The organism is Microbulbifer sp. THAF38, assembly GCF_009363535.1.
GTDB lineage: Bacteria > Pseudomonadota > Gammaproteobacteria > Pseudomonadales > Cellvibrionaceae > Microbulbifer.
In genome coordinates, this window is sequence record NZ_CP045369.1 from 962734 (window position 1) to 976572 (window position 13839).

Here is a 13839-nt window from a genome sequence, read left to right on the forward strand (position 1 = left end):
TTCTATATATCTAATATTATTAGGATTAATATTTGTGATAGTTGAAAGGATATTTAGTTTGTTGATTAATACCTGATCTTTATAGCAACTCACTAAAACCTAAATCTAATAGGAGGAATTGTGAGTACGACTGATACTGAGCGTAGAGGTATTATATTAGCAGGTGGAACTGGCTCGCGACTGTATCCACTGACAAAGGGTGTGTGCAAACAATTGATGCCAGTATACGATAAACCAATGATTTATTACCCGCTAACAACATTAATGTTAGCAGGAATTCGAGAAATTCTGATTATTACTACTCCACAGGATCAGTACTTATTCCAAGCGTTAATGGGAGATGGCTCGCAGTGGGGATTAAACTTAAATTTCGCAGTACAGTCATCCCCGAAAGGAATTGCTGAGGCATTTATTATCGGGCGTAGTCATATTGAAAATCATCCTAGCGCTTTGATTTTGGGTGATAATATCTTCTATGCACACCAATTTAGTGATCTATTAAACAGAGCTAACGCAAGATATCAAGGAACTACGATATTTGGTTACCGAGTTGCTGACCCCAGTGCATATGGTGTAGCTGAATTAAACAAAAATGGAAAAGTCATCAGTGTTGAAGAAAAACCAGTAGAACCTAAATCAAATTATGCAATCACTGGTTTGTACTTATACGATGATCAAGTCTGTGAGCTAGTTAGAGAAATTAAGCCAAGCAGTCGTGGGGAGCTAGAAATTACTGACCTAAACAAAATTTATCTTGATCGTGGCGAGCTAAATATTGAATTAATGGGGCGCGGGTCTGCATGGCTAGATACCGGTACTCATGATAACTTGCTTGCAGCCGCACATTTTGTACAAACTATTGAACGCCGACAAGGGCTTAAAATTGCATGCCCAGAAGAAGTAGCTTTCCGTAAGGGATTTATTTCTGCTGATCAACTTAAGAGTCAAGCTAGGCTATTAATGAAGAGTGGTTACGGCGAGTATTTGATGAGGCTGCTGGATGAATCTTTGAGAGATCATGCATTTGGTCGTTAAAGACTAGATTACATAGTAAAACTGAAATTATTCACATAGAAGATATTATATAAGAGAGTTGACTGGATGTTTTCTAAGGCAAAGAGAAAATTGATATATTAAATTACTTTTAGTAACTTTAGTCTAAGTATTTCATTTTCCGAGCTTGGCTAAAAGTTTTAAATCAACGTTTGCCCCGGAATACTTTAGGCTTAATATATAAAATTAATGAAATGCAAAAAAATGGCACGTTTTTAATTGGACATTAAGCGTTCAAACTGATCTACTAAAGAGTCACACATCGGCAAAGAAACATCAAATATATACGTTGCACTAGGACTTTTGATTTGTATCTAGAATGTAGATGATAAATCAATAAATAACAGCATTAAATGATACAATGAAAATGCTATAAAAATATGGTTGTCTATACCGTAATTTCATAGAAAACAAAAGTTTTACTGTTAAATCAATTCAAGATTAATATTAGATGTCTACACATGCTGCCATAGATGATTAGTATAAAGGGTGTTGGCCTTGTAGAAAAATGATTTGCTGTATATTTATCAAGAGGTTTTATCAAAGGTTATTGCATTGTTCACTGTAATAATTTTGAAATGTGCTTTTGCCAGGTTAATTTATGATGGGCTTAATAAGCCTTAATCGAATTTAGTTCTCATTTTCTATCAATAATTCTTGGTATTAATATAATGGATGAGAAGTATCAAGTTCAGTTACTGAAGGAATCACCGCTCTTTGATGCTGATTGGTATAGATCTCAGCATTCTGACGTAGTAGGTATTAAGCTTACACCTGAACAACATTATCTTCGGTATGGTTGGCGAATGGGAAGAAGCCCCTCGGCATTATTTTGTGGTGTTAGTTACCTAGAAAAATATCCTGATGTAGTTCAAAGTAACGAAAATCCTCTCGTTCACTATTTACGTTTTGGCAGACGTGAAGGTAGAGAAATCAAGTCAGTCAAACAAATTAGAAATAATATAAAAAAAGATATAGGTGTGGATTTAGGGAAACTGTTTTCACCTGACAGTGAAGAAGCACAATTTGAATTAAATATCCCCTTGATTAATCAACTAAAAGAAACTCAACATCTTCTTGAAAAATATGTTCGGCGTTGTCATGAACTAGAATATCAAATTATAGATGAGAAGTTATAAGTTTTCTTTATGTAAAGGAATACGTAAATGAAAGTACTTATTGTATTTGGGACACGACCTGAAGCCATAAAAATGGCTCCGCTGGCTTTGAAGCTTAATAGTGATGCTAGATTTAATGTGAAGGTATGTGTTACAGCACAACACAGGGAAATGTTAGATCAGGTACTAAATCTATTTGAATTGAGTCCTGATTATGATCTAAATCTGATGAGACCTGGACAAGATCTGACAGATTTAAGTACAGATATCTTGAAGGGTATGCGTAAGATATTGGAAGTAGCAAAGCCAGATATTGTGCTGGTACATGGTGATACTACAACAACTTTTGCAACTACTTTATCTGCTTATTACCAACAAATTCCTGTCGGGCATGTAGAAGCAGGATTACGCACAGGTAATTTATATTCCCCCTGGCCAGAAGAAGCAAATCGAAGACTTACTGGATCTCTAGCAGCTCTTCATTTTTCTCCAACAGAAACATCGAAGAAAAATTTGCTAAATGAAGGGATTAGTAAAGATAAAATATTTGTGACCGGTAATACGGTAATTGACGCACTAATGCAGATTGTAAATAAACTTGATACAGATCAATCGGCTTTTAATAAAATACATGAAAAACTGAAATTTATTGATGAAAATAGAAAGATAATTTTAGTAACCGGACATAGGCGAGAAAGCTTTGGTGGAGGATTTGAACGTATATGCCAAGCATTAGCATTAACAGCAAATACACATCCTAATTGTCAAATAATATATCCGGTTCATCTGAACCCTAACGTGCGTGAGCCTGTTAATCGGTTATTAAAAAACATTAGGAATATATGCTTAATTGACCCTTTGGAATACCTGCCATTTGTTTATCTCATGAATAAATCGAATATTATTCTGACCGATTCTGGTGGTATTCAAGAAGAAGCTCCTTCATTGGGTAAGCCAGTACTTGTGATGAGGAACACCACTGAGCGTCCTGAAGCTGTTGAAGCTGGAACTGTAAAACTGGTCGGAACCAAGATTGATACAATTACTAAAGAAATCACAACACTACTTACTGATAGTGCAGAATATAAAAAAATGAGTTTTTCCCACAATCCATATGGTGATGGTGAGGCATCTAACAGAATTCTGAAAGCATTAGTCGATTACCAGAAATAAATAAACATAGAGTGAGAGAAAAAGATTTGAGACTTTTTACAGGTTAGTGATAAGTATTTATATAAGGATATTTATGAAATTCGAAACTATTTCAATCATTGGGTTGGGTTATATTGGGTTGCCAACAGCTGCAGTAATCGCTTCAAGACGCAAGAAAGTAATCGGTGTAGATGTAAACCAGTATGCAGTGGATACCATCAATAGTGGTCATATCCATATTGTTGAGCCTGAATTAGATATGATTGTACATGCAGCAGTGACAGAAGGATATTTACAAGCTAAGAATAAGCCGCAACCAGCAGATGCATTTATGATTGCAGTCCCAACCCCCTTTATATCGGATAAAGAAAGCAGACATCATAAGGCAGACCTTAGTTATATTCATGCGGCTTCTAAAGCTTTGGCTCCAGTGTTAAAAGCTGGTGATCTAGTAGTACTTGAGTCTACTTCTCCTGTGGGAACTACAGAGAAAATGTCTGCATGGCTTGCAGATGCCCGTCCCGACTTAACCTTCCCTCAGACACATGGGGAGGATTCGGACATCCGAATAGCCCACTGTCCAGAACGTGTACTACCAGGATATGTGGTTCGAGAGCTAGTGGAAAATGATCGTGTAATCGGTGGTATGACAAAAAAATGTTCTGAATCGGCAAAGGCGCTATACCAAATTTTTGTGGAGGGTGAATGCTTTGTAACCTCGGCAAGAACGGCTGAAATGACTAAGCTTACCGAGAATAGTTTTCGGGATGTGAATATTGCTTTTGCAAACGAATTATCAATAATCTGCCAGAAGTTAGATATAAATGTCTGGGAGTTAATTTCCCTTTCAAATCGTCATCCAAGGGTAAGTATTCTTCAGCCTGGAGCTGGGGTTGGTGGTCATTGTATTGCGGTGGACCCATGGTTTATTGTGGATTCCTGCCCTAAGGAGACACGATTGATAAGGGCTGCGCGTGAGGTAAATGATCATAAACCCAAGTGGGTGTTACATCAGGTTAATAATTCTATAGAGCGGATACTAGGGGAAAACCCTGGATATACTAGTCGTGATATTACTGTTGCTTGCTTGGGGATTTCTTTTAAGCCTAATATTGATGACCTTAGGGAAAGCCCTGCGCTGAATATAGCAAACGCCATTGTGGATTTTGGGTGCCAGGTACAGATTGTGGAACCTAATGTAAAATCCCTACCTAAAGCTCTGAACCATTCTAATGTTGATCTAGTCCCTATAAATCTATCATTAGATAAAGCAGATATAGTTTGTATTCTGGTCAAGCATGACGAATTTTTTGAACAAACAAATATTCTAGCCAACAAACAAAATGTTATCGATGCTGTAGGACTTCTAAGTTGACTCCAGGGTAGACGAATTTACTACATTTATCATTTTTTTAACCGTGGGCAGAATTTGATATGGATGTATTGTTAAAGCATGTTGAAGATCTTATCGATTATTCAATAAATGAGACGTATATCCCAGTACATGAAAGGATAGCCTACATGGTTAGTCATGGTCAAAGCTATGCGAGTAATGGGTATTCAGTTAGAACACAAGTTATCGCCAAAGCATTAAATGATAACGGTTTGGAAACATTATGTTTTGTTAGGCCAGGTAGGCCTTGGGAGCTGGGTGTAAAAAAAGGTTCAATACCGCCAGAAAAAGTAGTTAGCGGTGTTAGGTATATCCATAGCCGGTGGCAAAATGACCTATCTCCCATTGAAGAAAGAAGTCACCTAGAAGCTTGTGTGGCTCGTTTTATGGATTTATTTAAAATATATAGACCTTCGGCTGTATTGGCTGCTTCTGATTATATCATTGGGTTACCAGCATGGATTGCAGCTAAACGTCTAGGGTTACCATTTTATAATGAGGTTAGGGGCTTCTGGGAACTTTCTAAAGCTACAAGGAAAGCAGGCTATCATAATTCTCTAGATTTCAAAACAGAAATTGAGCGCAATACCTATGTAGGAATGCAGGCATTAAAGGTATTTACGCTCAGTGAGAGAATGAAAGTAGAGCTGGTTTCCCGAGGATTAGATCCACATAAAATATCAATCATACCTAATGGAATTGGTGAGCAACCAAAGACGATGGGTATGGATTCAAATTTTAGGGAGAGATTGGGCATAAATTTGAATGATAAAGTAGTGGGTTATATTGGTAGCTTCGCCCCTCATGAAGGGCTAGATACTCTTATTGATGCCTGTACTAAGTTGAATGAGCTGGGCAAGAGGTTTAAATTGTTACTAGTAGGAGATTACCAGCCATTAAATGAAGCGATATGCTCACAGAAGAAAATAGCTAATGAGCCTTGGCTTATACAAACCGGTCGAGTACCGCATGAGGAGATTGCTAAATATTACTCATTGATTGATACAGTGGTAATTCCGCGAAAAAAATTACCGGTATGCGAATTAGTTTCGCCAATAAAATTAGCTGAAGCCATGTCTTATGGTAAGAGAATAGTTGTTTCAGATGTTGCTCCTCTGCTAGAAATTTCAAAGAAGAATGAAGAAATTATTGTGTTTGAAGCAGGGAATTCTAAGAGCTTAATGAGCTGTATCTTACGATCTCTGAACACTTCTTCTATCAATACTTATAAATTTCCAACAATGAAGGAGTATGTAAGAGTACTAATTGATGAGTTACGAAATGAATATATAAATCCACCTTTGCCCAAAGGTTACTTAGATAAAGCAACAAAACCGATAAATACCCAAAGTCTTATAAAACAAAATAATTGCATTGAAGAATTGGTTACTGAATCATGTGATTCTGATGTAAGGATTAACCAAACAGCTTATATAGACAACAATAAAGTTAATTATTCAGATAAGCAAGTGTCACAATCTGACATTGTTAAGTATAAAATACTAAATCATGAAATTAATTTTGAACCAAAAAAATATGAATTGAATTCTTCTGATAAACTGCTACTTTTAAAGGAACAAAAATTTAAGCTGAAAAATAATTGTAAAAAGAATATAGCTGAAATAAAAATTAATGTTTCTGGATCGGTTTTAGAATTATCGGCTGCAGTTTTTTATCGACTAAAAAGCAATCAGACGACCAGGAAGGCAGTAGTATTACTTGACTTCATAGATAAATCAGGGAGTAAGATAAGCAATATTCCAGGGCTAGGAGTTTCTGCTGCATTCAATCAACATTTTCGTTATTTGAACTCTAATAATAAAACATCCCCTGATGAATTTAAAGATATAGTAAAATTAAAAATTCCTGATAGTGTGGAAAAAATCTCTATCGACCTTTCCAGTCTGGGTCTCAAGCCTGATGAGTATATAGATATAAGAATTCATGGACGTTGTTACATTAAAAAGGGTAAAGAAAAGGAAAAATTAGATTTAGTCCGACATCAGCGTTTGCCTCCTGCTATTGTATCCGACCCTTTTCGAAAGCGCTCTATTTCTGACTTAATAGTTGCATGTGTACTTGATGAATTTTCAGCTGAATGTCTCTCCCATGAAGTTAAGCTGATTGCCCTGACACAGGAGCATTGGCAGACCCAATTGGAGTCAAACCCTCCTGATTTTCTTTTGATCGAAAGCTGCTGGAAGGGAAATGATGGAAATTGGGGAACAATTACAAAAGGTAGTGGTGGTGGAAAAAAATTAAGTGGTTTACTAAGACATTGTAATAAAAAAGGTATTCCCACTGTATTCTGGAATAAGGAAGACCCTCCACACTATGATAAATTTGGGCCTATAGCGAAATTCTTTGATTTAGTTCTCACCACAGATGTAAACATGGTGCCATATTACAAAAGAGATTATGGAATTGATGCCTTTCCTTTATCATTCGCTGCGCAGCCAAAAATCCATAACCCAATCCCATATATTAATCGACTAGAAAAAGCGGTATTTGCTGGTTCCTATTACAGCGATAAACCCAAACGATGTGAAGACTTCAATCATATTCTTGAACAGCTTGAAAAAGCGAGCATCGATTACGATATTTATGATCGTAATTATAATAAAAATATAGAAAAATTTACTTTCCCAAAAAAATACAAAAAAAATATTCTAGGAAACCTCATACCTTCAGAGGTATGGAAAGCACATAAAGGCTATAAGTATCAAGTAAATATGAATTCAGTCCAGGACTCTGAAACCATGTTTGCTCGTCGTGTATATGAATCACTAGCATCTGGAACGCCGGTAATCAGTAATTCTTCTATTGGCGTAGAAAAATTATTTGGTGATGTAGTTATTTTATCAAATGGTAGGCAATCCATAGTAAACCAGCTGAAAGATCTGGAAGAATCACCTGCAGATTATCGTGATTTAGCGCGCCGCGGAGTTAGAATGGTGATGCGAGAGCATACCTATGGCCATCGTATTCAGAAACTCTGTGAGTTAATTGGCATTCAAGTAGAAGTAGCCCTTCCTAAAGCAATATTAACTGTTAAGGCCAATAATGAAGGTGATGTTAGCAGAGCCAAAGAGGTGTTTTTCAGTCAAACTGCGCCAAACAAACATTTATTCATTGAACTTGATAATTTTGATTCTTCTTATAGGTGGTTAAATTCATCTTCCTCATCTATTACCTATGCAATGGAATTTGCACAAAAATTCTACAAGGATGACAAGCAATTTTATGGTGGTGAAAAGGTACTTAGTTATAATCTAAATGAAAAATTACCGGCAGAAGCTTTAGAAGATTTTATATATTGGGGGGAGATATAAGTTATGAGAAAAAAAGTTTTATTATTATCCTGGCATTTTCCACCATATAAAAGCTCTTCTGCTTTCAATCTATTCAAGCGTCTAAAAGATACTGGCTATGAATACGATGTTTTGCAAATTCAGAGAAAAGATAAGCCAGATAATGAGATAATGTTTCGGTACGCTTCTAGCCGTTTCACCCGGTATGAAATTCAAGTTCCTTCAGAAAATGCACGAGATCCTGAAGCTCGAGCTCACTTCGTAGAAAAAGTTTTAGATATCTATAACTGTCTCAAAGAGCATAATCATTATTCAGTAATGGTCTCGCACTCTCATGAGTTTGTTTCGCATATTGCTGCAATGCGGATTAAGAAGAGCGATCCTCAGTTATCCTGGGTAGCTTCATTTGGAGACCCAATTGCTGCAAATCCGTATAACGATTGCTACAAGTTTCCAATGTTAGATGAAGATATCCGAGCAGAAGAGCAGGTACTTCAAATAGCTGATCGTATAATTGTTACAAATGCATATCAGCAGGAAATTGTTTCTACTACACAAAGAATACCATTAGAGAAAAGCAAGTTCTATATACTACCACATTGCTTTGATGAGCGTATGTATCATAGGGAACCCCAAGGCTGTAGAAGCGATTACAGCGAACCAAAAATTTTCCGATTTAGACATGTTGGTATGTTGTATAAATATAAACGAACCTCATTACCATTTATTTTGGGAGCACAACGTTTGCTTCAAATCCATCCAGAGCTTAAGGGCTGCTTTACACTGGAATTTTATGGTGCTAATGATCAATTTATTAAGTCTGCATCAACCTATGGATTAGAATCTATTGTTAGCTTCAAAGGCACACTTAACTATTTAGAAAGCTTGAAAGTGATGACTAATGCTGACTGTTTGTTATTACGTGATGCAGATTTCAGTGATCAAGGGTTATTAAATAGTCCATTTTATCCAGGGAAATTAGCTGATTACCTTGGCGCCAAAAGGCCAATTTTGGCTGTTACTATGGCTAAGGGCTGTGTCCCGGATATGCTCTCCAGGCTAGGGGGCATATCATTAACAGAAGATGATGTAGACGGTATTGCCGACGCTATGTATCGCGCAATAAAGGGAAAGATTACTATCGATCATAAAGAAGCTGAATACTACTCACATAAAAATACTATCAGAAGAGCGAAACAGGCACTTACATTAGATCAGGGTAAAAGAACAATTCTCATCGCCGGACATGATTTGAAATTCGCTAAATTTATTATTGAGAAGATTAACCAGCGAAAAGATTTACATTTATTAATCGATGACTGGAATGGACATGATAAACATGACGAAGAGAAAAGTTTGGCTCTTCTAAATAATGCTGACGTTGTATTTTGCGAGTGGGGATTGGGAAATATAGTATGGTATTCAAAAAATATTAAAAGAGGCCAAAAACTTATTGTTAGGATTCATGCTCAAGAGATAAAAACCCGCCATTTAGATCGTTGCAATCATGAGAAAATTGATAATTATATATTTGTTTCACCGTATTACTTTGAAATGATGATTGCAGAATTTTCTCTTAAGCGGGAAAAGTGCAAAATGATATTTAATATGGTTGATACGGATATTCTTAATAAACCAAAGGTTGAAAGCTCGAAATATAATTTGGGAATGATTGGCGATGTTCCTCAGTCTAAAAGATTAGATCGTGCATTAGACATCTTTGAAAAATTATATAAAGAAAATAATCGTTACAAACTTTTTGTAAAAGGTAAGCGACCAGAAGACTACGCCTGGATGCATTCAAAAGAAAAGAGGGGAGAACTGTCTTACTTTGAAAATCAATATGAAAGGATAACTAAAAACGGATGGAAAAAAAATGTGATCTTTGAAGGGTTTGGTCCAATTGAAGAATGGCTTCAGAAAATTGGGCATATACTATCTGTTAGCGATAATGAGAGTTTTCATTTGTCAGTAGCTGAAGGGATGGCGTCTGGAGCGCTACCTTCAATTTTAAACTGGCCGGGCAGTGAGTATATTTATCCTTCGAAATATATTTCAACTTCAATCTCTACAGCTTTTGAAAAAGTAACCAATATAGATAGCTCAACCACTTCAGAAGTCAAACAATTTTCAAAAAGATTTTGTAAAGATGCGAATACAGACAAAATATTAGCACTGCTGTGAGATTTTAAGATGAAGCTAAATTTCTTTAATGCAGAAAAAATAATAAGATTAACACCTTTTACAAAAGATACTATTTCTATAGCAGATCAAATTCTAGAAAATAATGTAAAAATTTTTCCTACGTTGCCTAACGTACAAGTATCTGATATGAATAATTTATGGTGGATTCGTTTTTCGTCAGCACAATCAACATATTCACTATATATCTACGCTTTCTACCCAGTATCATATTTACTAAATGCCTATGAGCTTACAAAAAAAGAGATTTATCTTGATAAAGCGATGAGTTTAGTTGAAAGTTTTTTTTGTTGGTCCCTAGAAAAGAATAAAAAAATCAACAAAAAAATGAAAGGTATATTACTTGGAGATCATGCGTTCTCAAATAGAACACAATCTCTTTGCTATTTGATAGTGTGTTTAGTTTACTCCAAAAGAACTATTCCTGATTATATAATAAATTTACTTTTATATAATGGTGAATATTTAGCGGATATAAAGAATTACAGCCATTATAATCATGGATTAATGATGGATCTTGCACTACTTGGGTTACTTAATACTTTTGATGGGCTTAATATTGAGTACCCAACCCATTTTAAAAAAAATTTGATTTCACGATTAAGCTATTCAATTTCGAGAGACCTGACTAAAGATGGTGTACATATAGAAAATAGTCCTGGTTATCACTTTTGGCTACTAAGTTTTTTGAAAAAAGTTATTGATCCCCTATCAATTCTAGATAGGTCTCTACATCAAAAAGCCACAAAAGTTTTAACAAAAGCTTCAACATACGCGAAGCTTATATCCAGACCTAATGGTACTGTTCCTGCTATTGGGGATACCCATGCTGGATTAAAATACAAGCCCTCAAAAGGTCTTCGGAGTCAATTTCTTAAATATGCCAATAAGGTGATATTCAGAGATATGAATGATGAGGTATGGGCCTACTTTAGTTCTGGATATAAAACTCATGTACATAAACATGGTGATAATGGTGTTTTCAATCTTTATTATAAGGGAAGAGATATTTTAATAGATCCTGGATTTTTGAATTATGAAAAATCAGAAAATTCTCTTAAAATTAGAAACACTGCTTTTCATAACACGGTGAGACCAAAGGGAGAAGATCAAAAAATCAGGACAGTAGATCTTTCTCTAGATAATATAGATTACTCAAAAAATATAAGCGATTCAAAAATTTTAGGGTATAGAAATTTAGGTGATATTGAAGTTTCCCTTGCTAAGATAGCTGATTATGATTCATGTTTTATTATAAGAATGATAATCTGGCTGAGACCAAATTTTTTTCTAATTTATGATAAAGCAGAAGGAAAGACTCATGGATTGGAACAGTTCTTTCATATAGGCTCGAGCATAACTCCTATACCAAGTGGAAGTAAAGTGAATTTATTAAATTCAAATGGAGTTAACATTTGTCAAATAGAGCAGTTTAAATTCCAAGATGGGAAAGTCTGTACCACACCATCCGAAGCTAGAATAAAATCAGGTTTCTTTGCAAAAAAATTTAACGAAAAAGAAAATAGTAATCGTATTTTTTATGAGACAAACGATAATTATTTCTTGACGTCTATACAGCTGGGTGATGAGAAGTTGAAAATAGATGCACATGCTGATGTTACTCTTAAAGTTGAAATAGAATCATCAATTAAAAAAATTAAGCTTGACCTTAATAATATTAAGTCAAAAATAATTTCATCATAAAGTTAAAAACTTGTTAGGAATTTTAAGATGATTAATTCTCCTCCAGTAATTATTTTTGGTAATCCAAGAAGTGGTACTCGTATGTGCGCAAATATATTAAATCTTCACCCTGATATTTGTATAACAGATGAATTCTATAATGTGCAGATGCTATCAAATTTCGCTAATAGGCAAATTGCAAGTTTTATTGAAAATAGAGTTGATCCGGGAACTATTGCTCTGAGAAAAGAACTATTAGTTAAGAGTTATTGGATCTTCCGCTCAAATATAAAACAAGTCGAAAAATCGTTTACCTCAAAAATTGTTGGTAACAAAACACCACGGAGTGAGAATTTCTTTGATCTTTATGAAGAAATATTCTCAGTAAACAAGCCAATATATATATATTGTGCACGCAACGCATACGATGCATTAAGAAGCATAAAAAACCTAAAAAATATTCTATGGGGCAATCTTCCTTTTGAGGAAATATTTGAGAATTATAAGAAAAGTTATCGCATTTATACAAAAATTAAAAAATCTTACCCTATAAGAACTTTTGAAATAAATGTTAATATGTATAATGAGAAAAATGCATTTGTTCATTATAAGCAAATTTTCGACATGCTGGGCGTGGATTACGATGATGAATTCATCGAAAAAGTAAATTCTTTGGCACCACAAAATACTTTACAGCGTGTGAAAGCGATTACCAAAGATGAATCACCTATTAAAGAGCTAACTGCTGAGGAAATGAAGCTTATATCGAGCTGTAAAGAATACGCAAAAATCAAGGAGTCTTGGTCGTTTGCAAGCTAGACATTAATTATTAATTTAGATGCTAATCTAGAATAGAAAATTATAAATCAGAAATGAATAAAATAAGATCAATAGCTTGTTATTATTATTTTTTATTGTGCTTATTCAGTACTAACTCCTCATTAAGCAGTTTGTTTTTGATTGATTTCGTTCACATTTTTTGCGGGGAGAGGGTATGTTATTATCTAACCCATTAATTTTTGATAAGTTATATTGCTTTCTTGCTGAGTTACCTATTATTTCTAGTTCTTTTTCAACTTCAATCTCCCTTAATGATTGTCAAAACATAAATGTAAAAAAAACTAAATCATTAAGTAATACATATTTCGAGGAATCAGTCAGACTTAACTCCTCTGTTTTACTAGGTCAATATAAAACTTTTATTGGTGCCCATTCTTATGTAGGTGAAGGCGGATATTTAAAGCAAAGTTTTATTGGACGTTATTGTTCGATTGGGAGACGAGTAACAATTGGTGCTGGCTCACATGAAATGACCAACTTGACTACTTATCCTGGACTTTCAAAAAAAAATCCAACTAATCCAGTAATTTTAGAGAATGATGTTTGGGTGGGGGATGGTGTAGTTATATTACCAGGTGTTAGAGTTCAGACAGGTGCTGTCATTGGTGCAAACTCAGTTGTTACTAAAGACGTTGAGGCTTTTAGTGTGATAGCTGGAGCACCTGCAAGGCATATTAGATATCGTATCGATCCTTCTTTATTTGATTTTATTAAGACAAGCAATTGGTGGGAGTATCCAAAAGATATTTTATCAGAGACTAAAAATTTAGAATTGATTGATCGATTGCATGTCCTCAAAGCATTTCCAAAAGAAAAATACAAAAAGTATGGGACTTATAGTTTAATATAGGTTCAGATCTCTCATTAATGTGTATAGGAGAGTCGAATTTTAAATATTTCTTATTAGCTTTTAAAAAAATTGCTCCTTTATCAGCCACTTTTCAAGCAGTGCGGTTAATTTGATTAAAAAAAACTAATTATAAATATATGTAAGTAGAAATATCAAAAATTCTCTTAATTAGTGACTATTAGTATAAATGATAGATAAATTTTGTGAAAATTTTATTAATATCAGCTTGTTTTAATT

Annotated in this window: 9 protein-coding genes; all 9 read left to right on the forward strand. The window is 34.7% G+C overall.

The genetic code is table 11. The features are described 5' to 3' along the window. Nucleotides 1-120: 120 nt before the first annotated feature. The 9 genes from rfbA to FIU95_RS04285 all read left to right on the forward strand — a co-directional run bounded on the left by rfbA (nt 121) and on the right by FIU95_RS04285 (nt 13602). A complete protein-coding gene (rfbA, locus tag FIU95_RS04245) occupies nt 121-1035 on the forward strand; it encodes a glucose-1-phosphate thymidylyltransferase RfbA (RefSeq protein WP_152451803.1) in 915 nt (304 codons plus the stop codon). A gap of 689 nt (nt 1036-1724) precedes the next feature. Next, nucleotides 1725-2192 (forward strand): hypothetical protein, encoded by a 468-nt coding sequence (locus tag FIU95_RS04250; protein ID WP_152451805.1) that lies wholly within the window; start codon nt 1725-1727, stop codon nt 2190-2192. Nucleotides 2193-2219: 27 nt separating this feature from the next. Next, complete coding sequence (wecB, locus tag FIU95_RS04255; protein WP_152451807.1) at nt 2220-3344, forward strand: non-hydrolyzing UDP-N-acetylglucosamine 2-epimerase; 1125 nt, start codon at nt 2220-2222, stop codon at nt 3342-3344. A gap of 73 nt (nt 3345-3417) precedes the next feature. Then, nucleotides 3418-4698, forward strand: coding sequence for a UDP-N-acetyl-D-mannosamine dehydrogenase (gene wecC / locus FIU95_RS04260; RefSeq protein WP_152451809.1), 1281 nt, complete (start codon nt 3418-3420; stop codon nt 4696-4698). A 59-nt stretch (nt 4699-4757) separates the two neighbouring features. Continuing rightward, entirely contained in the window at nt 4758-8048 is a 3291-nt protein-coding gene (locus FIU95_RS04265; RefSeq protein ID WP_152451811.1) for a glycosyltransferase, read from the forward strand. Nucleotides 8049-8051: 3 nt separating this feature from the next. Further along, nucleotides 8052-10211 (forward strand): glycosyltransferase, encoded by a 2160-nt coding sequence (locus tag FIU95_RS04270; RefSeq protein WP_152451813.1) that lies wholly within the window; start codon nt 8052-8054, stop codon nt 10209-10211. A 9-nt stretch (nt 10212-10220) separates the two neighbouring features. Further along, nucleotides 10221-11933, forward strand: a complete 1713-nt coding sequence (locus FIU95_RS04275; RefSeq protein ID WP_152451815.1) for a heparinase II/III family protein — start codon at nt 10221-10223, stop codon at nt 11931-11933. A 27-nt stretch (nt 11934-11960) separates the two neighbouring features. Continuing rightward, entirely contained in the window at nt 11961-12731 is a 771-nt protein-coding gene (locus tag FIU95_RS04280) for a sulfotransferase (protein ID WP_152451817.1), read from the forward strand. Between the two features lie 175 nt (nt 12732-12906). Next, nucleotides 12907-13602: a CatB-related O-acetyltransferase gene (locus FIU95_RS04285; RefSeq protein WP_152451819.1), complete on the forward strand. Its 696-nt coding sequence runs from the start codon at nt 12907-12909 to the stop codon at nt 13600-13602. The last annotated feature ends 237 nt before the right edge of the window (nt 13603-13839 follow it).